Below are 22964 nucleotides of genomic sequence, written 5' to 3'. Positions count from 1 at the left end.
GAGCCCCGCAACGGCATCGGCCCGCGCTGGGACCCGATCGGTGAGTTCCGGGACGCCACCCATGGCGCTGGTGCTCGCGGCGGCCACCCTGCGCCGACGCAGCGGCTGACCGCCAGCGTCGGGGGCGGCGGCCGGCGCGGCAGCCGACCCCGGCGTGGGCGGGCCGGCCCACGGCGGGCCGAGGCGGACGAACGAAGGGCGGCGATGACGCGGCGGACCGGCCGGCGACCCGGCAACCCGGGCACCCGGGAGGCGATTCTCGACGCGGCACGGACGGCGTTCGCCGAACGTGGCTACGACGCCGCCTCGATCCGGGGCATCGCCGGTACGGCGCAGGTCGACCCGGCGCTCGTGCACCACTACTTCGGCAGCAAGGACCAGCTCTTCCTGGCCGCGATGAACTTTCCGGTCGACCCCGGTCAGCTGGTGCCGAAGGTGCTCGCCGGCGACCGGGACGGCGTCGGTGAGCGGATGGTGCGCATCTTCCTCGGCGTGTGGGACTCCCCGACCGGCAGCGCGGCACAGGCACTGCTGCGCTCCGCTGTGAGCAACGAGTGGACCGCCCGGCTGCTGCGTGAGTTCGTCACCACCCAGGTGCTGCGCCGGGTGCTGGAGAACCTCGACGTCGACCCGGTCGAGCTACCGCTGCGGGGCTCGCTGGTGGCCACCCAGATGATCGGCCTGGCCATGATGCGGCACGTGGTGCGCCTTGAGCCGGTCGCCTCGGCGGACCCGGAAACCCTGGTGGCCGCGATCGGCCCCACCATCCAGCGCTACCTCACCGGCCCCCTGCCAAGCTGACCCGACAGCGCCCGACCGGTTAGCGCGGGGGGCGGGCGTTGGCTGTGAGTCGCAGCGGCGGCAGCAGGCGCGGCAGCTCGGCTGGGTCGGCCACCGGGCCCGGGAAGGCCAGCCGGATCCGACGCCGGGCGCCGGGTCGGCCGAGGGCCACCACCAGCCCGTAGCGGTCGATGCGCACCACCCGGGGCGGCCCGTCCGGCGTCTGCTCGGTCAACCCGAGCTGCCGGCGCAGGTACTCCGTCACCTGGGCGCCGTGGCACTCGGCGAGGTCGGCGAGCAGGCGGGCCTCGACCGGGTGCACCGGGTCGGGCTCGGCCTCGGCGTACTCCACCGGGTCGATCCGGTGCACGACGCCGGCCCGCTCCCAGCGGACCTCGACCACCTCGAAGCGGAACAGCCGGAACCGGGTGCCCAGGTCGAGCAGGTCGCCGGTCGGCTCCACAGTGGCGAACTCGACAGCCGCGTGGCGGGCCTCGTCGCCGCGCAGCTCGGCCGCCCAGCCGGACACCCAGGCGCGACCCAGGCCGGGCGCGCCGGCGGCGGGCGGCAGGTCGAGCACGTCGAGCACCACAGCCACGTCGCTGCCCCCGGCGGCAGGTTGCAGGGCGGCGGCCAGGTGGCTGGCCACCGGCACCAGCAGCAGCACCCGCCCGTCCGAGTCGGTGACGTGCCGGGCGTGGTGCGGGCCCGGCCGGTGGGCCAGGTGCACAAGGCCGGGCAGGCGGCCGGCGACGAGGGTACGGACGATCTCGGCGGAGTTGGGCCGCATGGGCGCGACCTCCTTCAGAGGTTAGGCTTACCTAACCCGGAGCCTAGAGCACCCACCCGTCGACGTCCACCACACCGCCGCACCTCACCGGGTCTGCTCCAGCCAGGAGGCGTAGAGCAGCCCGTACACCGAGTCGGCGTCGCGAACCAACTCGTCGTGCGGGCCGCGCTGCACCACCCGACCCTGGTCCACCACGATCACCTCGTCGGCGGCCTGCGCAGTGGAGAGCCGGTGCGCGATGGCGAGGGTGGTCCGCCCCCTGGTGACCGCGTCCAGCGTGCGTTGCAACCGCACCTCCGTCGCCGGGTCCACAGCGCTGGTCGCCTCGTCGAGCACCAGCAGGTCCGGGTCGGCCACGTACGCGCGGGCCAACGCGACAAGCTGCCGCTCACCGACGCTGAGCGCCTCGCCGCGCTCCCCGACCGGGGTGTCCAGGCCCGCCGGCAGACCCTCCAGCCAGTCCGACAGGCCCAACTCGGTGAAGGCGACGCTCAACTGCTCGTCGGTCAACTCCGGCCGGGCGAAGCGGACGTTGTCCCCCACCGTCGCGTCGAAGAGAAACCCGTCCTGCGGCACCATCACCACGCGGGAGCGCAGCGAGTCGAACCGGACGTCGGTCAGCGGCACCCCGGACAGCAGCACCGCCCCGGCCGACGGGTCCATCAGCCGGGTCAGCAACTTGGCGAACGTGGTCTTGCCGCTGCCCGTCTCACCGACCACCGCCACCCGGCTCTTCGCCGGGATCTCCAGGTCGATGTCGTGCAGCACCGGCGGACCACCCGGATAGGCGAACCGCACACCGGAGAACCGGATGTCCAGCGGCCCGCCCGGCAGCTCCCGCCCCTGCTCCCCCGGGTCGGCCACGTCCGGGGCGACGTCCAGCACGTCAAGCACCCGACGCCAACCGGCTATCGCGTTCTGCGCCTCGTTGAGCACCTCGGTGGCGATCTGCACCGGCTGGATGAACAGCGTCACCAGGAAGAGGAACGCGGTCAGCTGGCCGATCGACAGCGTGCCGTCCACGCCCAACAGCACGCCGAGCACCACCACGCCGGCCAGCGCCAGCCCCGCCGCCAACTCACCGACCGAGCTGCCCACGATGCTGATCCGGATCGCCCGCTGCTGCGCCAGCCGCTGCCTGTCGATCGCCTCGTCCAGCCGCCGCTCGGTGCGCCCGGCGATCCCGTACGCCCGGATCACCGGCGCGCCCACCACGCTCTCGCCGATCGCGCCGAGCAACGTCCCGGTGCGTTGGCGCACCGTCGCGTACGCGCTGCCGAGGCGACGTTGCAACTGCCGGATGACGAACACCGCCGGCAGGAACGCGGCCAACACCACAACTGTCAACTGCCAGGAGTACGCCAGCATGACGGCGGTGGTGACCACCAGCTGACCGAGGTTGACAAGCAGGATCACCCCACCCCACTGGAGGAACTGGGTGATCTGGTCCACGTCGCTGGTGACCCGCGAGACGAGCGAACCGCGCCGCTCCGACTGCTGGTGCAACATCGACAGGTCGTGCACGTGGCGGAACGCGCGCGTCCGGACGTTGGCCAGCGCCGTCTCGCTGACCGTGAACAGCCGGCGCATCATCAGGTAGCCGCAGATCGTGGTGATCGTCAGGATCGCCGCGGTGATCGCCACCACCGTCCAGACCACGTTCAGATTCAGACCACCGACGAGGCCCCGGTCGATGCCCTGCTGCACGGCGACCGGCACGGCGACCCGACCGACCATGTAGACCAACGCCAGGGCCAACGTGCCGGCCAGACCGATCCGTAGCTCCGGCGAGAGCGCCAGGCCCCGACGCAGGGTCTGCCAGGTCGTCTCCTGCCGAGCCTCCTGCTCGTCAGTCCCCGTAGTCGTCGTACTCACCGGGCCCGCCTTTCGTTCGCGACTGCGGGGCTCCGCTGCGCTGCACTCCTCGCGCTCACCGGGCCCGCCTTTCGTTCGCGACTGCGGGGCTCCGCTGCGCTGCACTCCTCGCGCTCACCGGTCCACCTCGATCTCCAGGCCCGACGGCAGCGGCGCCACGTCGTCGCCGTAGGAACTTTCCTGTGCCCGCTCCACCTCGGCCTGCTCGTAGGCGGTGACCAGGTCGACGTAGCCGGGCACGGTGGCCAACAACTCGCTGTGGGTGCCTCGGGCGACCACCCGTCCCTGCTCCACGTAGATGACCTCGTCGGCGAGCGCGATGGTGGCCCGGCGGTACGCCACCACCAGGATCGACGCGGCCGGAACTCCCGCCTGCGTGGTCGACGACCGCAGCCCCGCCAGGATGGCCGCCTCCACTCGAGGATCGACAGCGCTCGTCGCGTCGTCGAGCACCAGCAGGCGCGGCCGACCGGCCAGCGCGCGGGCCAGGGTGAGCCGCTGCCGCTGACCGCCGGAGAGCGAGGTACCCCGCTCGCCGACCATGGTGTCCAGACCATCGGGCAGCGCGGCGACGAACCCGTCCGCCTCGGCGAGCCGCAGCGCCGCCCAGACCACCTCGTCGTCGACACCGGGCCGGTCGAGGGCGATGTTGGCGCGGACCGTGTCGTCGAAGATGAAGGGCACCTGGGCGACCAGGGCCACAGTGCCGGCCAACGACGCGGAGGTCAGCTCGCGCACGTCCACGCCGTCCAGGCTCACAGTGCCGGAGTCCGGGTCGACGAGGCGCACCGCCAGCGAGGTGATGGTGGACTTGCCGGCGCCGGTCGGCCCCACCAGGGCCACCGTCCGACCGGACGGCACAGTGAAGCCGACCTCGCCGAGGACCTGCGCGCCGGGCGGGTGCGCTTCGGCCGGCGGGTAGGAGTAGTGCACGTCGGTGAAGGTGAGGGTGGCCGGGCCGGCGCCGGCCGGGTCGAGCACCCGCTGCCCGTACGGCATCTCGCCGGTGGCGTCGAGCACCCGGCGCACCCGGTCCCAGCCGGCGACGCTGCGCGGCAGCTCGGCCAGCACCCAACCGATGGCCCGCACCGGGAAGGCCAGCACTGTGAAGAGGAAGGCCACGCTGACCAGCTCGGTCACGCTGATCGCGCCCTGGCGCAGCCGGAACGCCCCGACCACCAGCACGGCCAGGGTGCCGAGGCTGGGCAGCGTCTCCAGCAGCGGGTCGAAGATGCCGCGCAGCCGGCCGACAGCGATCAGCGAGTCACGCAGCTCACCGGCGCGGCCCGCGAACCGGGCGGTCTCCTGGGCCTCGCGGCCCATCGTCTTGACCACCAGGGCGCCGTCGAAGCTCTCGTGGGCGATGCTGCTGACCTCGGCGCGCAGGCGCTGCGCCCGCGCCTGCCGGGGGGCCATCCGGCGGGAGTAGACGACGTTGAGCGCGAACAGCGCGGGGAAGACGGCGAGCCCGACCAGGGCGAGCGCCCAGTCGGTGGCGAAGAGCGACACGATCGCGCCGACCAGCATCACCAACGTGCCGACGGCGAACGGCAGCGGCGCGATCGGGTACCAGGCCGCCTCCACGTCGGAGTTGGCGTTGGACAGCAGGGTGCCGGTGGAGTTGCGGTGGTGCCAGGACAGCGGCAGCTCCAGGTACCGACGGGTCACCCGGCGTCGGTAGGACGCCTGGAGGCGGTACTGCATGTAGCCGGCGCCGAGCCGGCGGCCGAAGATGCCCGCCACCCGCAGCACGCTGATCCCGAACAACGCGGCCGCGGCCAGCGCCAGGGTGCCGGCGCCCACCTCGCCGCGTTCGATGGCCGGGAGCGCCACGTCACCGATGACCGACCCGACGACCCGGGCGCTGACAATGATCATCCCGCCGAAGAGCACGCTGCCGACGACCGCCACCGAGAAGATCCGCGGCTGCTCACGGATCGCCTGCCGCAGGACGCCCAGCCCTCGACTGAGAACGTCCCGACTTGTCTTGCTCGCCACGCTCTCCCCCGCCGTAAGCCGCAATTATCTCCCTCATCCTTACCGGTCGGGGCCAGTGCCGCCGACCCTGACTGGATATGTCGACCATCACGTACCGGACGGCGGCGTGCCGTCGGCGTCGACCGGCGTCCGCTGTCGCGCGCCGACGGGCCACCGGGCCTACGATCGGGCCATGCCGCGGTACGCCCGAGCCGAGCGCGAGGCGCTGGCCGATCTTCTCCTGGCCCTCGGGCCGGACGCCCCGACCATCAACGAGGGCTGGGTGACCCGTGACCTCGCCGCGCATCTGGTGCTGCGGGAGCGCCGTCCGGACGCGGCGGGTGGGATCGTGCTGCCGCCGCTGCGCGGCTACGCCGAGCGGGTCCGTCGGCGGCTCGCCGCACGGCCCTACCCCGAGCTGGTGGCACAGGTGCGCCGACCGCCGGTGTGGAGCCCGGTCAGCAACCCGCTGACCGACGAGCTGGCCAACACGATGGAGTTCTTCATCCATCACGAGGACGTCCGGCGGGCCGGCTCCGGGTGGCAGCCGCGCGATCTGTCGGCCGGCCTGCAGAACGCGCTCTGGAAACGCGCGGCCCCGATGGCCCGGCTGGCACTGCGGCGCTTTCCGGCGGATCTCTACGTGCAGGCGCCCGGCCACGGTGAGGTCTCCCTGGGTCGCGGTGGTGAGCCACTGCGCCTGGTCGGGGCACCGGCCGAGCTGGTGCTGTTCTTCTCCGGCCGGCAGCGGGTGGCCCGGGTTCAACTGAACGGCTCAACGGAGGCGGCTCGGCGGCTACGCGCCGCCAACCTGGGCATGTGACTACGTGTGCGTAAACGGTCACCGAACGACTGTGGAATTTCCCACACCCAGCGAAACACGCTGATACCTCCTCCCGTACGCTTCACCGCGCCGCTCCGCGCCGGGCGGCACGGAGTGGGGGCACACTGTGCGGGACTTCGCGATTTCGGCGCTGCGGGAACCCCCGTTTCCCACGGGCCGTCACGGGGCCACGGACCAGGTGGCGGGTGAGAGCATCGAGTGGGCGCGCACGTTCGGGCTGGTCGATTCCAGCCAACGTGTGCACCGCCTGGAACGGGCCGACGCCGCCGGACTGGCCGGCCGCGCCTGCCCGGACGGCTCGGTGGACGGCCTGCGGCTGCTCACCGACCTGATCAGCTGGCTCTTCGTGATGGACGACGCCTGCGACGAGGACGGCCTCGGCGCCGACCCGGTCCGACTGGGCCCGGCGATCAGCACCCTGCTCGACGTGCTGGACCGGTGCGGTGACCCGTACGTCGTACCGCCCGCCGTCGGGCCACTGGGTGACGCGCTGCACGACCTCTGCCGCCGGACCCGACTGCACGATCACGCCGGACTGCTGCTGCGGTTCGTGAGCCAGATGCGCGAGTACCTGTTGGCGCTGCTCTGGGAGGCGGGCAACCGGGAACGTCGGCGCGTACCCGAGGTCGCGGAGTACGTGCAGCTACGCCGGCACATCGGCGGCGTGCACCCCTGCCTCACCCTGACCGACCTGGCGTCGACGCGGCCCTCGGGGCCAGCCCAGCGCGCCAACCCGGGGCTGGTCGCCCTGGACCTGCTGGCGGTGGACCTGGTCTGCTGGTGCAACGACCTTTTCTCCTACGGCAAGGAGAGCCAGGCCGACCCGGACGCGCACAACCTCGTCACGGTGCTCGCCCAGGACGGCGACGCGGACGAGGTGACGGCGCTCCGGAGTGCGGCACACCGGTTCAACCAGGGTTTGGCGACGTACCTGGACGCGGAGGAGGCGCTGCGCGCCGCCGACGACGACGGGATCCGCGACGCCCTGGCCGCCCGGCGCAACTGGGTCCGGGCCACCTACGAGTGGTCAGTGCAGGCTGCCCGGTACGCCTGATCGGCCGTACCGGTTGGTGGGATGGGCCGGCCGGACGATCACCAGGGCTAGCCGATGCACGGCAACAGGCAATACTCTTCGGTAACCATCATGACGTGACGACCGTCACGCCACCACCCCCGAAGGCGGCTACAGCGATGGCTCTCGATGTACCGTACCGCTCCATCCCGGACATGTTCCTCAAGCGCGTGGCGGCCACCCCCGACCGGAACGCGTTCGCGTCCCCGAACTCCGACGACTCGGGGCCTGTCTGGCTGACCTGGGCGCAGGTCGGCCAACGCGCCAAGGCGGTCGCCGCCGGCCTGCACGGCCTGGGCGTCAGCCAGGAGGACCCGGTCGCGATCCTCGCCAACACCCGGCTGGAATGGGTGATCGCCGACCTCGGCATCATGTGCGCCGGCGGCGCGACCACCACCGTCTACCCGACCACCGAGCCGGCCGACGCGACGTACATCATCGCCGACTCCGGGTCGAAGGTGCTGTTCGCGGAGAACCCGGCCCAGGCGGCGAAGATCGCGGGGGCGTCCCTGCCCGCGCTCACCCACGTGGTGCTCCTCGACGGCGCCGTCGACCCGAACGCCGCGATCGCGCAGTTGACGCTCGCCGACCTGGAGGAACGCGGCACCCAGGCGCTGGCTGCCGAGCCGGAGTTGATCGACATGCTGGTGGCCGGCATCGGCCCGGACCACCTGGCCACGCTGATCTACACCTCCGGCACCACCGGCCAGCCCAAGGGCGTCGAACTGCTGCACGGCGGCTGGTGCTGGGAGGCCGTGGCCCAGGCGGAGGTCGGGCTGCTGCGCGACGACGACCTTCAGTACCTGTGGCTGCCGCTGGCCCACTCGTTCGGCAAGACCCTGCTCTGCGGCGCCATCCACGTCGGTCTGCCCACCTACGTCGACGGGCGGGTGGACAAGCTGGTCGACCTTCTCTCGGTCATCCGTCCGACGCTGATGTGCGGCGCTCCCCGGGTGTTCGAGAAGGTCTACAACAAGGCAGTGACCACCGCGCAGGGCGCCGGCGGCGCGAAGGCGAAGATCTTCGGCTGGGCCGTCGGCGTCGGCAAGGAGAAGGTCACCCTGGAGCAGGCCGGCAAGCCGGTGCCGGCCGGGCTGAAGCTGCGCTACGGGCTGGCCGAGAAGCTCGTGTTCAGCAAGCTCCAGGCCCGCCTGGGCGGGCGGATGCGGGTGCTGGTGTCCGGCGCCGCGCCGCTCAGCCCGGAGATCGCCACCTTCTTCGCCGCCGCGAACCTGCCGATCTCCGAGGGCTACGGCCTGACCGAGACCAGCGCCGGCAACTTCGTCAACCCACCGGCCGGGCTGCGGATCGGCACCGTGGGCCGGGCGATGGGCGACCTGGAGTGCAAGATCGACACCGACGGGGAGATCCTGGTGCGGGGCCGGCCGGTGATGCGCGGCTACCACAACCTGCCGGAGGAGACCGCCGCCTCGTTCACCGAGGACGGCTTCTTCCGTACCGGTGACATCGGCACCCTTGACGAGCAGGGCTACCTCCGCATCACCGACCGCAAGAAGGACCTGGTCAAGACCTCGGGCGGCAAGTACATCGCGCCGTCGCACATCGAGGGCATGTTCAAGGCCATCTGCCCGTACACCTCGCAGGCGGTAGTCGTCGGTCAGGCCCGCAACTTCTGCACCATGCTGGTCACACTGGACCCGGACGCCATCCGGGGCTGGGTCGCCGGTGGCCCCCTCGAAGGGCGCAGCTACACCGAGATCGTCGCGTCGGCCGAGGCCCAGACGATGGTCGAGGAGTACGTCGCCCAGCTCAACGCCAAGCTCAACCGCTGGGAGACGATCAAGAAGGTGGCCATCCTGCCGCGCGACCTGACGATCGAGGACGGCGAGATCACCCCGTCGTTGAAGATCAAGCGGCGTGGGGTGGAGAGCAACTTCGCCGCCGAGATCGACAAGATGTACGCCGGCACCCTCGCCGAGCTCTGACACGACGCCGGTGGCCCCGCACCCGAGCGGGTGCGGGGCCACCGGCGTTCGTGGCAGCGGGGCCGCTCAGGCGATGACGGAGGGCTCGCGCCACCGCTGGCGGCCGGCCCGGTCCAGGTCGTAGCGGATCGCCGCGATCCGCCCCACGGCCTCCACGAGGTCCGCTGCGGGCAGGGTGAAGGGCAGCCGCAGGAACCGCTCCAGGGTGCCGTCCAGGCCGAACCGGGGGCCGGGGGCCAGCCGTACGCCGACCTCCTCCGCGGCCCGGGCCAACGCGCTCGACACCGGGCCGTCCAATTCGGCCCAGAGCGTCACGCCACCGCGTGGCACTGTGACCCGCCACTCCGGCAGTTGGTGCGCCAGCGCGCCAAGTAGGGCGTCCCGCTGGACGGCCAACTGGACCCGGCGATCGGCGACGATGGCCTCGGCGTCGGCCAGCAGGTGCACAGCTACCAGTTGGTCCAACACCGGGCTGGCCATGTCGACCCCGACCCGCACGGCGGCCAGCCGCTGCACCTGCGGCGCGGACGCGCGCACCCAGCCGATCCGCAGGCCACCCCAGTAGGGCTTGCTCATCCCGCCGATGCTGACCACCCGGCTGTGCCGGTCGTAGGTGGCGACCGGGGGTGGCACCTCGGTGCCGTCCATCGACAGGTCCACGAAGGACTCGTCGATGATCAGATCGGTGCCGACCGCGTGCGCGGCGGCCACCACGCGCTCGCGCAGCGAGGCGGGCATCAGGTGCCCAGTCGGGTTCTGGAACTCCGGAATCAGGTAGGCCAGCTTGGGCCGGGTCTGTCGGAGGCTGCCCAGCAGCAGGTCGGGCTCCCAGCCGGCGTCGGCGGCCAGCCCGTGGGTGCTGATCCGGGCCCGCCGGCCGGCCAGCGCGGCGAGGGCGTTGGGGTAGGTCGGGGACTCGACCAGCACGGTGCCGCCGGGGGCCAGGGCGAGCCGCAGCACCAGGTCCAGTGCGTGCTGTGTGCCGCTGGTGACCATGATCTGGTCGGCCGAGGTGGGCAGACCCCGGGCGGTGTACGCGTCGGCCACCGCCTCGCGCAGCTCGATGATGCCGGTCGGGTGGTAACCGGCCCCGCTCAGGTAACGGGGCAGGTCCTCGGCGGCGGCCCGCGCGGCCGACAGCAGTTGCGGCGGTGCGGCCAGCGCGGCGACGCCGAGGTCGAGCATCTCCCGGTCGTCCAGCGGGGTCCACAGGCCGGTGCTGGCCACCCGGTGGTTGCCGGGCAGCATCGTCCAGCTACCGGCGCCCCGCCGGCTGGCCAGGTGCCCGGTCTCGCGTAGCTGCCGGTAGGCGGCGGTGACAGTGGTCCGGCTGATCCGCAGCGCCTCGGCCAGCTCCCGTTCGGCCGGGAGGCGGACGCCCAGCGGCAGCCGGCCGTCGGCGAGCAGCCCGCGCACCGAGCCGGCCAGCGCCGCGTAGTCGGGGCTGCGGCGGCGGCCCGGCAGGGCATGCCACTGCCCGAGCAGACGGGCCAATTGGACGCCGCGCACCTGCCCAGTCATAGCCACTCCTCGGATATTGGCTTCTTCCTCGACGAGGATTGGCACCTAGGGTGGCATGCATGGCACTGCTTGGCAATCTGCGGCACCGACCGGTTCGACGGTTGGTCCAGCTCTACCTCGGGCTCACCGTCTACGGCGTCAGCATGGCCCTGATGATCCGCTCCGACCTGGGCCTCGACCCCTGGGACGTGTTCCACCAGGGGCTCTCCGAGCTGACCGGGCTGTCCTTCGGCACCGTCACCATCGGCGTCGGCGCGCTGGTCCTGCTGCTCTGGATCCCGCTGCGGCAGCGGCCCGGCCTCGGCACCGTCAGCAACGTCGTCGTGATCGGCCTGGTCGTGGACGCCACACTGGCCCTGCTGCCCACGGGTGGCCCATTCAGCGTCCGGATCGCGATGCTGATCACCGGGATCGTCGCCAACGGCGCCGCCACAGCCCTCTACCTCGGCGCCCGGTTGGGGCCCGGCCCCCGCGACGGTCTGATGACCGGGTACGTGGCCCGCCGGCCCGGCCTGTCGATCCGACTGGTGCGCACCGTCATCGAGGTCACAGTGCTGGCGCTGGGCGCGCTGCTCGGCGGCACTGTCGGCGTGGGCACCGTCGCGTACGCACTGGCCATCGGCCCGTTGGCCCAGTTCTTCATCCCGCTGTTCGCCGTGCCGGAGGGCACCACGCCGGACAGCGCCGCGCCCCCGCCGGGCAACCCCGCGCCGGCCACCCCGGCCGGCTGAACCCTCACCGACCGTCCGCGAACCGGTACGTGGTGGTGGTGCCGCGCACCGGTTCGTGGGTGGGTGTTCCCTTCCGCGACGCGCGCCGTCATCATCTCTGCATGGGGGAGAACGGTTGGCGCTGGAACGACGCCTGGATCTTCGTGTCGCTCGTCATCGCGAGCGGGGCCGGACGGCACCGTCGGTCGGCGACAAGCCGGCGGCCGGAGGGCGTCCGCCTGACCGACGTGCTCTCCACCGCCGACCACCTCAACCACGCGATTCCGCAGCGACACGAGGTGGAGGCCGCGGTCCAGCGGCTGGTCGGCGCCGGGCTGGTCAGCGTCGCCGACGGCTGGTTCCGGATCACCGCCGAGGGTGAGCAGCTGTGGCGTACCCGTCCGCGCGCAGGTGTGGCGACCATGGTGGACACCGTGCAGGGTGTGTTGACCCGCCGGCACGCTCCCGGGAGGGCGGACTGGATCCTGGAGGAGGCCGACCACGCGGCTGCCGTGCAGGAGTACGCGGTCCGTTCGATTCCCACCCCGCGTCGGTCACCGGAGGGCCACTCCGGCGAGCGCTGAGCTGCTCAGCGCACCGGATGGCCGCCGAGGCGCAGCGCGTCCTTGACCTCGGCGACGGTCAGCTCGCCGAAGTGGAAGACGCTGGCGGCGAGCACCGCGTCCGCACCGGCGCCGATCGCTGGCGGAAAGTGGGCCACCTCGCCGGCGCCCCCGCTGGCCACCACCGGCACGTCCACCACCGCGCGCACCGCGGCGATCAGCTCCAGGTCGAAGCCCGCCTTGGTGCCGTCGGCGTCCATCGAGTTGAGCAGGATCTCCCCCGCGCCCAACTCGGCGCCCCGGTGCGCCCACCACACGGCGTCGATGCCGGTGCCGCGCCGACCTCCGTGGGTGGTGACCTCGAAGCCGCTGGGCGTGCCGCCGTTCGGCGAGCGCCGCACGTCGAGGGAGAGCACGAGCACCTGCCGGCCGAACCGGTCGGCGATCTCGGCGATCAGCTCCGGACGGGCGATGGCCGCGGTGTTCACGCCGACCTTGTCCGCGCCGGCGCGCAGCAGCGTGTCCACGTCGGCGACCTGCCGGACCCCACCGCCGACGGTCAGCGGGATGAACACCGACTCGGCGGTGCGGCGCACCACGTCGAGCATGGTGCCCCGGTCGCTGGAGGACGCTGTGACGTCGAGGAAGGTCAACTCGTCAGCGCCGGCCCGGTCGTACGCGGCGGCGAGCTCCACCGGGTCGCCGGCGTCACGCAGGTCGAGGAAGTTGACCCCCTTGACCACCCGCCCGGCGTCCACGTCCAGACAGGGGATCACCCGTACCGCCACCGTCATGCCGCGAGCCTATCCTCCGCACGCGGCACGGCGGTCGACCCGATCGGGTCGACCGCCGTGAGAGAGGCCTGGGTCACACCTTGACGAGCATCTTGCCGAGGTTGTCGCCGCGCAGCAGGCCGAGGAACGCGGCCGGGGCGTTCTCGATGCCGTCCACGATCGTCTCGTCGTAGGACAGTGTGCCGTCGCGCAGCCAGCCCGAGACGTCGCGCACGAACGCCGCCCGCACGTCGTTGTGGTCGTTGACCAGGAAGCCGCGCAGGGTGAGCCGCTTGCCGATGACCAGCGCCAGGTTGCGCGGGGCGGCCGGCGGCTCGGTGGCGTTGTACTGCGCGATCATGCCGCAGATCGCGGCCCGACCGTGCAGGTTCATGGCCGAGATCGCGGCCTCCAGGTGGTCACCGCCGACGTTGTCGAAGTAGACGTCGACGCCGTCCGGGGCGGCCGACCGCAGCGACTCGCGGACCCCGTCGTGGTAGTCGAAGGCGGCGTCGAAGCCCAGCGCCCGCAGCCGCTCGACCTTGGCCGGCGAGCCGGCACTGCCGATCACCCGGCCGGCGCCCTTGAGCTTGGCGATCTGGCCGACCAGGCTGCCCACCGCGCCGGCCGCGGCGGAGACGAAGACCGTCTCGCCGGGCTTCATCGCGGCCACCTCCAGCAGACCGGCGTACGCGGTCAACCCGGTCATGCCGAGCACGCTCAGGTACGCGCTGACCGGGGCGATGCTCGGGTCGACGGGGCGGGCCGCGGCGGCGTCGAGCAGCGCGTACTCCCGCCAGCCCAGCCCGTGCAGGATCGTGGTGCCGACGGCGACGTCCGCCGCCTCGCTGGCCACCACCTCACCGATCGCCGCACCGTCGAGCGGCGCGTCGAGCGCGAACGGCGGCACGTACGACTTGACGTCGTTCATCCGTCCGCGCATGTACGGGTCGACGGACATGTACTGGTTGCGGACCACGATCTGGCCCGGTCCGGGCGTCGGAACCTCGGTCTCGACGAGCCGGAAGGTGTCTTCGGTGGGCCAGCCCTGGGGGCGGCTGGCCAGGTGAATCTCGCGGTTGCTGGTCACGGGGTGGTCGTCCTCTCGTCCGCGGATGGGTGCCTGGGGCCGCGAGGTCACGCGGACAGGGTCTCGCGGACGGTCAGGGTGACGTCGACGTTGCCACGGGTGGCGTTGGAGTACGGGCAGACCTGGTGGGCCTGCTCGACGATCTGCTCGGCGACCTCGCGGGGCGCGGCGGGCAGGTCGACGACGAGCTGCACGGTGAGCCCGAAGCCGCCGCTGCCGTTCGGGCCGATGCCCACCTCGGCGCCGACCACGGAACCGGTCACGTCGGCCTTGGCCCGGCGGGCCACCAACCGCAGCGCGCTGTGGAAGCAGGCCGCGTAACCGGCGGCGAAGAGCTGCTCGGGGTTGGCCGCGCCACCGGCGCCGCCCATCTCCTTCGGCACAGCCAGGTCGAGCGTGAACGTGCCGTCGGAGGTCTCGACGTGGCCGTCCCGGCCGTCGCCGGTGGCGGTCGCGGATGCGGTGTAGACAACCTGCATGGTGGTCACTGCTCCTTCTGTCGGTGGATGGTGTCGGTGACCCGGGTGAGGGTGTCGCGCAGCGCGACGAGCTCGTCGAAGCCCAGCCCGGTGGCCTGCGCGATCCGCAGCGGGACATCGCAGACCCGCTCGCGCAGCGCCCGGCCCTGCTCGGTGAGGCCCACCTCGACCCGCCGCTCGTCGCGGGCCGACCGCCGCCGCACCACAAGGCCCGCCCCCTCCAGCCGCTTGAGCAGCGGGGAGAGCGTGCCGGAGTCCAGCCGCAGCTCGGCGCCCAACTCTGACACCGTGGGGGCGTCGTCGGGACGCTCCCAGAGCACCAGCAGCGCCAGGTACTGCGGGTAGGTCAACCCGACCTCGTCGAGGATCGGCCGGTAGACGTCGGTCAGTGCGCGCGACGCGGCGTAGAGCGCGAAGCACACCTGCCGGCGCAGCACCAGGTCATCGGTCACCGCTGAACCGTAGCCCACAATTAAGTTGTGCACAACCTATCGAACCGTGGGACGGCCCCGCAGGCCGCCCGGGCGGGTACCTCAGCGATCGCCGAGGTACGCCTCCAACTCCACCTCTACCAGGTGCTCCGGGTCCAGCAGACCGGCCACCACCACCAGGGTGGCCGCCGGCCGGACCGCGCCGAAGACAGCGTTGTGCGCCCGGCCCACCTCGTCGGCGTACAGCCGGTCCGTCACGTACAACCTGGTCCGGACCACATCGCCCGGCTCCGCACCCACCTCGGCGAGCGCGGCCAACCCGATCCGCAGCGCCTGCGCGGTCTGCGCGGCCGCGTCACCGACGTGAACCACCCGGCCGTCCACAGTCGACGTGCAACCGGCCGTCCAGGCCCGCTCACCGGCCCGGACCACCCGGGAGTACCCGTAGCGCTCCTCCCACGGGCCGCCCGACCCCAGCCGGGTCGTCGTCACGCCTCGGCCAGCGTCCGCAACGCCTCGGCCACAGTGAAGGCACCCGCGTAGAGCGCCTTGCCGGCGATCACGCCCTCCACCCCGGCCGACTCCAGGGTCGCCAACGCCCGCAGGTCGTCAAGGGTGGACACGCCACCCGAGGCGATCACCGGCCGGTCCGTACGGGCACACACCTCGCGCAGCAGCTCCAGGTTCGGCCCGCGCATCGTGCCGTCCTTGGTGATGTCCGTGACCACGTACCGACTCGCGCCCGCCTTGTCCAGCCGCTCCAACACCTCGTACAGGTCACCACCGTCGCGGGTCCAACCCCGCGCCGACAGGGTGTGACCCCGCACGTCCAGCCCGATGGCCACCCGGTCGCCGTACTCCGCGACCACCCGGTCACACCAGACCGGGTCCTCCAGCGCGGCGGTCCCGATGTTCACCCGGGCCGCACCCGTGCCCAGCGCCGCACGCAGCGACTCGTCATCACGGATGCCGCCGGAGAGCTCCACCTTCACGTCCAACTGGCGCACCACCTCCGCGAGCAGGTGCGCGTTCGTGCCCCGACCGAACGCCGCGTCCAGGTCGACCAGGTGGATCCACTCCGCGCCGTCCTGCTGCCAGGCCAGCGCCGCGTCCAACGGGTCGCCGTAGATGCTCTCGCTACCGACGGCGCCCTGCACGAGCCGGACGGCCCGGCCGTCAGCGACATCCACGGCGGGTAACAGGGTGAGGCTCAAGGTCTTCTCCTCGATCAGGTACGACGGTCCAGGGCGATCACCACGATCGCCGGCAGTACGAGCAGCAAGAGCACGATCAGCGCGAAACGCAACGCCAGGTTGTCGACGAACGTCCAGATCAGGATCAACGCCGCGCCGGTGAGCAGCACGATCGCGGCCCGCTCACCCCGAGTGTGCCGGGGCAGCCGCCCGGAGCGACCCCGTCGCAGCCGCGGCGTCAAGCTGCGGACCACAGCGCGACGACGTTGCCGCCGGGCGACCTGGCGCTGCCGGACCACCCGCTCCCTGGCCTGCTCCGCCTCCCGCTCCGCCCGCCGGCGGGCGCGCTCCCGGCTCACCGCGACGCCCGTCGCTCGGGCACCGCGCGACGACGCTCAGTCACCGCTGGGCAACGTGGCGAGCCAGTTGCGCAGCAGCGCGGCACCGGTGTCGGCGGACTTCTCCGGGTGGAACTGAGCCGCCGACAACGAGCCACGCTCCACCGCCGCGACGAAATCCGTGTCGTGGTGGGCGGTGGTCACCGCGGCACCGGCAGCGGCCAGCGCCGTCGGGTCGCCCATCGCGTACGAGTGGACGAAGTAGAACCGGCTCTGCTCCGCCAACCCGGCGAACAGCACCGACTCCCGTGGAGCCCGGACCGTGTTCCAGCCCATGTGCGGCAACCGGGTGGCGGCCAGCCGGGTCACCCCGCCGGGCAGCAACCCCAGCCCCTTGGTCACCACGCCGTGCTCGTCACCATGCTCGAAGAGCACCTGCATGCCCACGCAGATGCCGAGCACCGGCCGGCCGGCAGCCACCCGTTCGGCGATCACCGGGCCGGCGCCCAGCGCCTCGATCCCCGCCATGCACGCCGCGTACGCGCCGACACCCGGCACCACCAGACCATCGGCGGCAGCCGCCGCGGCCAGGTCGTCGGTCACCCGGACGTCCGCACCGGCGGCGGCCAGCGCCCGCTCCGCCGAACGCAGGTTGCCCGAGCCGTAGTCGAGCACCACCACGTCACTCATGTCGTCACCCCGATCACCCGTTCTCCGGCAGCAGCCGCAGCACCCCGGCGACAGTGGCGAGCACCGCGAGCGCCGCGGTGATCAGCACGGCGGCCTTCGGCGCGCCCTGCCGGTAGAGCGACCAGGTGCCACCCACCAGCACCCCGGCCAGGATCAGCAGCAACGTCGGCAACGCGGCACCCATCAGAGCCACCTTCCAGTCGCGACTGCGGGGCTCCGCTGCGCTGCACTCCTCGCGCTCATCAGAGCGCGCCCTTCGTGCTCGGGATCGCCCCGGCGGAACGCGGGTCGATCGAGGTGGCCTCGCGCAACGCGCGGGAGACCGCCTTGAACTGCGCCTCCACCACGTGGTGCGCGTCCGGGTGACCACCCGGTCGGGCCGCCCGCAGCACGTCGACGTGCAGCGTGACCCGTGCCGCCTGACCGAAGGACTCCCAGATGTGCCGGGTCATGCTCGTCGCGTACACCGGCCCGATGTACGGGGCGAGCACCGGCTCGTCGTGCACCACGTACGGCCGACCGGAGAGGTCCACCGCGGCCCGGACCAGCACCTCGTCCATCGGGACTGTCGCCGAGCCGTACCGCCGGATGCCGGCCTTGTCGCCCAGCGCCTGGTCGAACGCCGTACCCAGGGCGAGCGCGGTGTCCTCGATCGTGTGGTGCGCGTCGATCTCCAGGTCACCCACAGTGCGCACGGTCAGGTCGAAGCCGCCGTGTCGGGCGATCTGGTGCAGCATGTGGTCGTAGAAGCCGACGCCGGTGCTGATCTCGGCGGCACCGGTGCCGTCGAGATCGATCTCGACGAGGACCTTGGTCTCCTTGGTGATCCGTTCCACCCGGGCGGTCCGACTCATTGCGAAGTCTCCATTGCAGAAAGGAAGGCGTCGGTCTCGGCGGCGGTGCCGGCGGTCACCCGCAGCCAGCCGGGCAGGCCGACGTCACGGACCAGCACCCCCTGCGCCAGCAGGGCGTTCCAGACGAGGGTCTGGTCGCCGCCCACCTCGAAGAGCACGAAGTTGGCGTCGCTGTCGGCGACCCGCAACCCCCGCTCGCGCAGCGTCGCCACGATCCGGTCCCGCTGTGCCATGATCGCGCTCACCGTACCGAGAAGGGCATCGCGGTGGGCCACCGCCGCGCGTGCGGCGGCCTGGGTGAGCGCGGAGAGATGGTACGGCAAACGGACGAGCTGCACCGCCCGCACCACCGCTGGGTCGGCGGCCAGGTAACCCAGCCGGCCACCGGCGAAGCCGAACGCCTTGCTCATCGTCCGGGTGACCACCAGCCGCGGGTGGCCGGGCAGCACCGCGAGGGCGCTGACCGTCCCGGGTCGGGCGAACTCGGCGTACGCCTCGTCCACGACCACCATGCCGGGCGCGACGTCGAGCACCGCGGCGATCACCGCCGGGTCCAGTGCCGTGCCGGTGGGGTTGTTCGGCGAGCAGAGGAAGACCACGTCCGGCCGGTGCTCGCGGACCTGCGCGACCGCCTCCTCGGCGGTCAACCCGAAGTCGACCCCGCGCGCGGCGGGCACCCACCGGGTGCTGGTGCCGAGGGCCAGCAGCGGGTGCATCGAGTACGCCGGAACGAAGCCGAGCGCGGTGCGCCCCGGCCCACCGAACGCCTGGAGCAGCTGCTGCTGGATCTCGTTGGAGCCGTTGGCCGCCCACACCTGCTCGACGGTGAGCCCGTGCCCGAGATATTCGGCCAGGTCGGCGCGAAGCGCCACAGCGTCCCGGTCCGGGTAGCGGTTCAGCTCGCGCAGCTCGGCCGCGAGCGCCTTGCCGATCGCCTCGACCACCGGCTCCGGCACCGGGTGGGAATTCTCGTTGGTGTTGAGCCGCACCGGCACGTCCAACTGCGGCGCCCCGTACGGCGACAGCCCCCGCAGGTCGGCCCGGATCGGCAGATCGTCCAGGTCGATGCGCTCGCTCACGCCGACCCTCCCGGGAAACGGGCCTGGACCGCCTGGCCGTGCGCGGGCAGATCCTCCACGTTGGCCAGGGTGACCACGTGCGGGGCCACGTCGCGCAACGCGGCCTCGGTGTATTCGATCAGGTGCACGCCGCGCAGGAACGACTGCACGGACAGCCCGGAGGAGTGCCGCGCGCAGCCGCCGGTGGGCAGCACGTGGTTGGAGCCGGCGCAGTAGTCGCCGAGCGACACCGGCGACCAGGCGCCCACGAAGATCGCCCCGGCGTTGCGGACCCGCAGCGCCCACTCCCGGGCGTCGACCGTCTGGATCTCCAGGTGCTCGGCCGCGTACGCGTCGACCACACGCAGCCCAGCCTCGAGGTCGTCGACCAGGACCACGCCGCTCTGCTGACCGGTCAGCGCCGTGGTGACCCGCTCGGTGTGCTTGGTCGCCGCCACCTGCCGGGCCAACTCCGCCTCGACCGCCTCGACCAGCGCCACCGACGGGGTGACCAGCACGCTCGCCGCGAGCGGGTCGTGCTCGGCCTGACTGACCAGGTCGGCGGCCACGTGCGCCGGGTCGGCGGTGTCGTCGGCCAGGATGGCGATCTCGGTCGGCCCGGCCTCGGCGTCGATGCCGACCACGCCGCGCAGCAGCCGCTTGGCGGCGGTCACCCAGATGTTGCCGGGGCCGGTGATCAGGTCGACGGGGTCGCACCGCAGCTCACCCGCCGGGTCCACGGCCGCGCCGTACGCCAGCATCGCCACCGCGTGGGCCCCGCCCACGGCGTACACCTCGTCGACGCCGAGCAGCGCGCACGCGGCGAGCACCCGGGGATCGGGCAGGCCGCCGTTGTCCTTCTGGGGCGGGCTGACCACCACCAGCGAGCGCACCCCGGCCGCCTGGGCGGGCACCACGTTCATCACCACTGTCGACGGGTACATCGCAAGGCCACCGGGCACGTAGAGGCCGACCCGGTCGACCGGCAGCCACCGCTCGGTGACGGTGCCGCCGGGCACCACCTTCGTGGTGTGGTCGGTGCGCCGCTGGTCGGCGTGCACCCGACGGGCCCGGGCGATGGACTCCAGCAGCGCGGCGCGCACCGCCGGATCGAGCACCCCCTCCGCCTCGGTGATCGCCTCGACCGGCACCCGCAACACCTCCGGGGAGATGCCGTCGAACCGTTCACTGGCCTCCCGGATCGCTGGGTACCCATGCTCACGGACCGCCTCCACCAGGGGCCGGATGCGCTCGACGGCGACGGACACGTCGAGCTGGGCACGGGGCAGCAGGCGGCGCGGGTCACCGAGACCGTCGCGCAGGTCGATCCGATTCAGCACCCTTGCGAGTCTAGGCGGCCGGCCCGACGTCCACCCGAGCCGCCCGTCCGCCGGGACGGTGAGCCGGGCCACGCCCTCGGGGGCGAGATTGGTTAGGCTCGACCATGTGACCGCACGGCTGCCGGTTTTCCCGCTCGCAACGGTGCTCTTTCCCGGGTTGGTGCTGCCGCTGCACATCTTCGAGGAGCGCTACCGGGCGCTGGTCCGGCACCTGGTCAGCCTGCCCGACGGTGCCCCGCGAGAGTTCGGCGTGGTGGCCATCCAGGCCGGCTGGGAGGTCGCGCCCGCCGGTCCCGCCGGCGCCCCGGCCAACTCGAGCGTCGGCGAGGTGACGCTGCACGAGGTGGGCTGCACCGCCGAGCTGCGCCAGGTGACCGAGCTGACCGACGGTGGTTTCGACATCGTCACTGTCGGTCGGCGTCGGTTCCGCATCGCCGAGGTCGACGACAGCGCCGAGCCCTACTTGACCGCCGACGTCGAGTGGCTGCCCGACCCGGGCGGCCCGGACGAGGTGGCCGATCTGCTGGCCGCCCGGGTGATCGCGGTGTTCCGGCAGTACCTCGGGCTGATCCGCTCCGACCCGGAGGAGATCTCCGAGCAGTTGCCGGAGGACCCGACTGTGCTCTCGCACCTGGTGGCGGCGACCGCGGCGCTCACCGTCGACGACCGGCAGCGGCTGCTGGCCATCGACGACACCGCCTCCCGGCTCCGCGCCGAGCTGCGGTTGCTCAACCGCGAGGCGGCTCTGCTGCGTCAGGTGCGGGCGGTTCCGGTGCCGCTGTCGGAGCTGGCGTCCCCGCCGACACCCAACTGAACTCCCCCGGCTCGGGCTCCGGGCGTAGCCCCGGCCACCGCGACCAACCGGCCAGCAGGGTGTACATGACCGCGGCCCCGAACGCCGGCAGCAGCAGGTTGCCGTGCGGCACCGGCAGCACGCCGAGCAGCCAGTCCACTCCACCGGCCCGCAGGTCGGCGGGTTTGCTGAAGGCCTGCCCGGCCGGGGCAGTCGCCAGCAGCCGGTCGAACGTGGCCAGACCGATCCGCCGTCCCACCTGCCAGGCCACCGGCGCGGCGACAAGGGTGCCGAGCACAGCGGCGAGCAACCCGACCGGGCCGCGCCGCCGACGCAGCACGAACCACAGGGCGAGCGCCACGAGCAGCCCGAAGGCGAGCCCGAGCAGGCTGAACCAGCCGTCGGCGGCGATCGGCTGCTCCGGTTGCGGCTCGGCGTAGATCGCCCCCTCGGCGGTCTTGAGCACCGGGGTGTCCGGCGCGAGCGCGGCCCAGAGCAGCCCGAGCGGAACACCCAGCGCGGCCAGCGCGAGCACGGCGCCCAGCACCGTCACCAGGGCACGCAGCGGACGACGCGGCTCGTCGAACCGAAGCTCCAGCGAGCTCTGGTACGCCGCCGGCAGGTGGCCCGCATCGAACTCGCCAGGCGCTGTCCCGGCCGACGTGTCGACCTCCGGCTGTTGCGCGTGCGGCGTACTGGGGGGCGCGGGTTGGTCGGGCTCGTCGACGGGCCGCTCACGGTCGGGGTTGTCCGGGCTCACCCGATGATCCTCTCAGGCCCGGTGCGCGGCCGGGCTCCGGTGGCGGCAGACCAGCTCACCGGGCGAACGGCTCCACCATCATCGCCGCGGCCCGCAGCCACGCCTGCCGGGTCTCCGGTTGAAGCTGGTGGTACTCGATCGACGACCCGGTCTCCAGAGCCGGGTCGTACGGCACGACGGCCACGCCCCGGGTACGGGTGGCGAAGTGCCGCTCCAGGTCGTCCTGGAGCGCCGAACGACCCGGGGTCGGGCAGGAGATGAGGGTGATCGCGTTGTCCGCCAACTCGCCCATGCCCTCCTCGTGCAGCAGGTCGAGCATCCAGTCCGCGCTGAACGCCGCGTCCTCCCGGGGCACCGTGGTCACCACCAACTGGTCGGCGGCCTGCATCACGGTGCGCCAGTTGGGGCTCTCCACGTTGTTGCCGGTGTCCACGCAGACCACGTCGTGGGTGCGCCGCAGCAGCTCCAGCACCCGGCGGACGGTGAACTGGTCCAGTCGCTGGGCGAAGCGCGGGCTCTCCTCGCCGGCCAGCACGTCGTACGAGCCGTCGGAGGCGTGCCGCAGGTAGTCGTCCAGCCGGTCCAGCAGGGTCGCGCCCTCCAGGATCTCGATCTGGGCCAGGTCGCTGATCAGGTGCCGGATCGTCCGGGCGTGCCGGGCGCTGCCGGCGCGCAGGCCGAGGGTGCCGCGCAGCTCGTTGTCGTCCCAGGCCAGCACGCCCTTGCCGCGGACGCTGCCGACCGTCGCTGCGGCGAGCACCGTGGCTGTCGTCTTGTGCACCCCACCCTTGGGGTTGGCGAAGGCGAACACCCGGGGCGTGCCCAGGTCCCGTTGGAGCACTCCGTTGGCGCGCTCCTGCTCCGGGTCGACGGCCGGTGGGCGCCATTCGATCCGGGGCGGGTAGGCGCGTTCGGCGACCGCCGAGCCGACCGCCGGGGCGGGTGGTGGCGGGACGGGCGGCGTGACTGGCACGGCGACCGGGGGCGCGGGCGGCGGCCGCACGCGATTGCGGCGGGCTGGCTCGTTGCCAGGAACCGATCGCGTCCGAAATCTCAACAGACCATCCCTGCCAGAGGATGATCGCCA

24 protein-coding genes and 1 pseudogene are annotated in these 22964 nt (G+C 72.6%); 7 read left to right on the top strand and 18 right to left on the bottom strand.

Annotation, left to right across the window (positions count from 1 at the left end):
* Positions 1-204: 204 nt before the first annotated feature.
* Positions 205-801 (top strand): TetR family transcriptional regulator, encoded by a 597-nt coding sequence (locus AB0C20_RS25035; RefSeq protein ID WP_238686020.1) that lies wholly within the window; start codon positions 205-207, stop codon positions 799-801.
* A 19-nt stretch (positions 802-820) separates the two neighbouring features.
* Here AB0C20_RS25035 and AB0C20_RS25030 read toward each other — a convergent pair whose 3' ends face one another.
* The 3 genes from AB0C20_RS25030 to AB0C20_RS25020 all read right to left on the bottom strand — a co-directional run bounded on the left by AB0C20_RS25030 (position 821) and on the right by AB0C20_RS25020 (position 5443).
* A complete protein-coding gene (locus tag AB0C20_RS25030; RefSeq protein ID WP_357190029.1) occupies positions 821-1570 on the bottom strand; it encodes a DUF2470 domain-containing protein in 750 nt (249 codons plus the stop codon).
* An 84-nt stretch (positions 1571-1654) separates the two neighbouring features.
* The gene (locus tag AB0C20_RS25025) at positions 1655-3445 is read right to left on the bottom strand and encodes an ABC transporter ATP-binding protein (protein ID WP_357190027.1); all 1791 of its coding nucleotides are present in this window, start codon (positions 3443-3445) and stop codon (positions 1655-1657) included.
* 114 nt (positions 3446-3559) lie between these two features.
* Positions 3560-5443, bottom strand: a complete 1884-nt coding sequence (locus AB0C20_RS25020) for an ABC transporter ATP-binding protein (RefSeq protein ID WP_357190025.1) — start codon at positions 5441-5443, stop codon at positions 3560-3562.
* A gap of 172 nt (positions 5444-5615) precedes the next feature.
* Between AB0C20_RS25020 and AB0C20_RS25015 the strand changes: the two genes are divergently transcribed.
* The 3 genes from AB0C20_RS25015 (at position 5616) to AB0C20_RS25005 (ending at position 9284) form a co-directional block, all read left to right on the top strand.
* Positions 5616-6245, top strand: a complete 630-nt coding sequence (locus tag AB0C20_RS25015) for a TIGR03085 family metal-binding protein (protein WP_357190023.1) — start codon at positions 5616-5618, stop codon at positions 6243-6245.
* Between the two features lie 199 nt (positions 6246-6444).
* Positions 6445-7320 carry a terpene synthase gene (locus tag AB0C20_RS25010; RefSeq protein ID WP_357190021.1) on the top strand — a complete coding sequence of 292 codons (876 nt, stop codon included), beginning with the start codon at positions 6445-6447 and terminating at the stop codon, positions 7318-7320.
* A 137-nt stretch (positions 7321-7457) separates the two neighbouring features.
* Positions 7458-9284: a long-chain fatty acid--CoA ligase gene (locus AB0C20_RS25005; RefSeq protein ID WP_357190019.1), complete on the top strand. Its 1827-nt coding sequence runs from the start codon at positions 7458-7460 to the stop codon at positions 9282-9284.
* Between the two features lie 66 nt (positions 9285-9350).
* Here the strand turns inward: AB0C20_RS25005 and AB0C20_RS25000 are convergent, their stop codons facing one another.
* Entirely contained in the window at positions 9351-10805 is a 1455-nt protein-coding gene (locus AB0C20_RS25000) for a PLP-dependent aminotransferase family protein (RefSeq protein WP_357190017.1), read from the bottom strand.
* A gap of 59 nt (positions 10806-10864) precedes the next feature.
* Here AB0C20_RS25000 and AB0C20_RS24995 point away from each other — a divergent pair, with 59 nt between their 5' ends.
* Together AB0C20_RS24995 and AB0C20_RS24990 are read left to right on the top strand one after the other, a co-directional pair.
* On the top strand, positions 10865-11536 hold the full coding sequence (locus AB0C20_RS24995) for a hypothetical protein (protein ID WP_357190015.1): 672 nt from the start codon (positions 10865-10867) through the stop codon (positions 11534-11536).
* Between the two features lie 101 nt (positions 11537-11637).
* Positions 11638-12099, top strand: a complete 462-nt coding sequence (locus tag AB0C20_RS24990; RefSeq protein WP_357190013.1) for a hypothetical protein — start codon at positions 11638-11640, stop codon at positions 12097-12099.
* Positions 12100-12104: 5 nt separating this feature from the next.
* On the opposite strand, the gene hisF is transcribed toward AB0C20_RS24990, so the two are convergent.
* From hisF to hisD, 12 genes are all read right to left on the bottom strand, one after another.
* Entirely contained in the window at positions 12105-12872 is a 768-nt protein-coding gene (gene hisF / locus AB0C20_RS24985; protein WP_112582731.1) for an imidazole glycerol phosphate synthase subunit HisF, read from the bottom strand.
* 73 nt (positions 12873-12945) lie between these two features.
* Entirely contained in the window at positions 12946-13941 is a 996-nt protein-coding gene (locus AB0C20_RS24980; RefSeq protein ID WP_357190011.1) for an NADP-dependent oxidoreductase, read from the bottom strand.
* A gap of 47 nt (positions 13942-13988) precedes the next feature.
* On the bottom strand, positions 13989-14420 hold the full coding sequence (locus tag AB0C20_RS24975; protein WP_274531454.1) for an organic hydroperoxide resistance protein: 432 nt from the start codon (positions 14418-14420) through the stop codon (positions 13989-13991).
* Positions 14421-14425: 5 nt separating this feature from the next.
* Positions 14426-14872 carry a MarR family winged helix-turn-helix transcriptional regulator gene (locus AB0C20_RS24970; RefSeq protein WP_091407758.1) on the bottom strand — a complete coding sequence of 149 codons (447 nt, stop codon included), beginning with the start codon at positions 14870-14872 and terminating at the stop codon, positions 14426-14428.
* A gap of 81 nt (positions 14873-14953) precedes the next feature.
* Entirely contained in the window at positions 14954-15343 is a 390-nt protein-coding gene (locus AB0C20_RS24965) for a RidA family protein (protein WP_357190008.1), read from the bottom strand.
* Positions 15340-16065, bottom strand: a complete 726-nt coding sequence (priA, locus tag AB0C20_RS24960) for a bifunctional 1-(5-phosphoribosyl)-5-((5-phosphoribosylamino)methylideneamino)imidazole-4-carboxamide isomerase/phosphoribosylanthranilate isomerase PriA (protein WP_357568851.1) — start codon at positions 16063-16065, stop codon at positions 15340-15342. The genes AB0C20_RS24965 and priA overlap by 4 nt, the downstream gene beginning before the upstream one ends.
* A 14-nt stretch (positions 16066-16079) precedes the next feature.
* Positions 16080-16403, bottom strand: a complete 324-nt coding sequence (locus AB0C20_RS24955; protein WP_357568850.1) for a hypothetical protein — start codon at positions 16401-16403, stop codon at positions 16080-16082.
* A gap of 36 nt (positions 16404-16439) precedes the next feature.
* Positions 16440-17072: an imidazole glycerol phosphate synthase subunit HisH gene (hisH, locus tag AB0C20_RS24950; protein ID WP_357190002.1), complete on the bottom strand. Its 633-nt coding sequence runs from the start codon at positions 17070-17072 to the stop codon at positions 16440-16442.
* A gap of 13 nt (positions 17073-17085) precedes the next feature.
* Entirely contained in the window at positions 17086-17256 is a 171-nt protein-coding gene (locus AB0C20_RS24945) for a hypothetical protein (RefSeq protein ID WP_167362522.1), read from the bottom strand.
* A 58-nt stretch (positions 17257-17314) separates the two neighbouring features.
* Positions 17315-17926: an imidazoleglycerol-phosphate dehydratase HisB gene (gene hisB, locus AB0C20_RS24940; protein ID WP_357568849.1), complete on the bottom strand. Its 612-nt coding sequence runs from the start codon at positions 17924-17926 to the stop codon at positions 17315-17317.
* Complete coding sequence (locus AB0C20_RS24935) at positions 17923-18993, bottom strand: histidinol-phosphate transaminase (RefSeq protein WP_357568852.1); 1071 nt, start codon at positions 18991-18993, stop codon at positions 17923-17925. The genes hisB and AB0C20_RS24935 overlap by 4 nt, the downstream gene beginning before the upstream one ends.
* Positions 18994-19001: 8 nt before the next feature.
* Positions 19002-20324, bottom strand: a complete 1323-nt coding sequence (gene hisD, locus AB0C20_RS24930; protein WP_357189998.1) for a histidinol dehydrogenase — start codon at positions 20322-20324, stop codon at positions 19002-19004.
* A gap of 106 nt (positions 20325-20430) precedes the next feature.
* Here hisD and AB0C20_RS24925 point away from each other — a divergent pair, with 106 nt between their 5' ends.
* On the top strand, positions 20431-21138 hold the full coding sequence (locus AB0C20_RS24925) for an LON peptidase substrate-binding domain-containing protein (protein WP_357568848.1): 708 nt from the start codon (positions 20431-20433) through the stop codon (positions 21136-21138).
* Here AB0C20_RS24925 and AB0C20_RS24920 read toward each other — a convergent pair.
* A complete protein-coding gene (locus AB0C20_RS24920) occupies positions 21053-21877 on the bottom strand; it encodes a DUF2567 domain-containing protein (protein ID WP_357189994.1) in 825 nt (274 codons plus the stop codon). The genes AB0C20_RS24925 and AB0C20_RS24920 overlap by 86 nt on opposite strands.
* 55 nt (positions 21878-21932) lie before the next feature.
* Positions 21933-22799, bottom strand: a pseudogene (locus AB0C20_RS24915) (AAA family ATPase); the annotation flags it as partial.
* Positions 22800-22964: the final 165 nt, after the last annotated feature.

Source organism: Micromonospora sp. NPDC048843 (genome assembly GCF_040649965.1).
In the GTDB taxonomy this organism is placed as follows: domain Bacteria; phylum Actinomycetota; class Actinomycetes; order Mycobacteriales; family Micromonosporaceae; genus Micromonospora; species Micromonospora hortensis.
The sequence above is the reverse complement of the archived record's forward strand: the minus strand, read 5'-3'. Positions and strand labels throughout refer to the sequence as shown.

Bases quoted from the DNA above. Each gene is read 5' to 3' on its own strand.
- AB0C20_RS25000 (WP_357190017.1), bottom strand. From the start codon at position 10,805: ATGACTGGGCAGGTGCGCGGCGTCCAATTGGCCCGTCTGCTCGGGCAG.
- hisF (WP_112582731.1), bottom strand. From the start codon at position 12,872: ATGACGGTGGCGGTACGGGTGATCCCCTGTCTGGACGTGGACGCCGGG.
- hisB (WP_357568849.1), bottom strand. From the start codon at position 17,926: ATGAGTCGGACCGCCCGGGTGGAACGGATCACCAAGGAGACCAAGGTC.
- AB0C20_RS24990 (WP_357190013.1), top strand. From the start codon at position 11,638: ATGGGGGAGAACGGTTGGCGCTGGAACGACGCCTGGATCTTCGTGTCG.
- AB0C20_RS24975 (WP_274531454.1), bottom strand. From the start codon at position 14,420: ATGCAGGTTGTCTACACCGCATCCGCGACCGCCACCGGCGACGGCCGG.
- AB0C20_RS25030 (WP_357190029.1), bottom strand. From the start codon at position 1,570: ATGCGGCCCAACTCCGCCGAGATCGTCCGTACCCTCGTCGCCGGCCGC.
- AB0C20_RS24945 (WP_167362522.1), bottom strand. From the start codon at position 17,256: ATGGGTGCCGCGTTGCCGACGTTGCTGCTGATCCTGGCCGGGGTGCTG.
- AB0C20_RS25015 (WP_357190023.1), top strand. From the start codon at position 5,616: ATGCCGCGGTACGCCCGAGCCGAGCGCGAGGCGCTGGCCGATCTTCTC.
- AB0C20_RS25005 (WP_357190019.1), top strand. From the start codon at position 7,458: ATGGCTCTCGATGTACCGTACCGCTCCATCCCGGACATGTTCCTCAAG.
- AB0C20_RS24995 (WP_357190015.1), top strand. From the start codon at position 10,865: ATGGCACTGCTTGGCAATCTGCGGCACCGACCGGTTCGACGGTTGGTC.
- AB0C20_RS25035 (WP_238686020.1), top strand. From the start codon at position 205: ATGACGCGGCGGACCGGCCGGCGACCCGGCAACCCGGGCACCCGGGAG.
- hisH (WP_357190002.1), bottom strand. From the start codon at position 17,072: ATGAGTGACGTGGTGGTGCTCGACTACGGCTCGGGCAACCTGCGTTCG.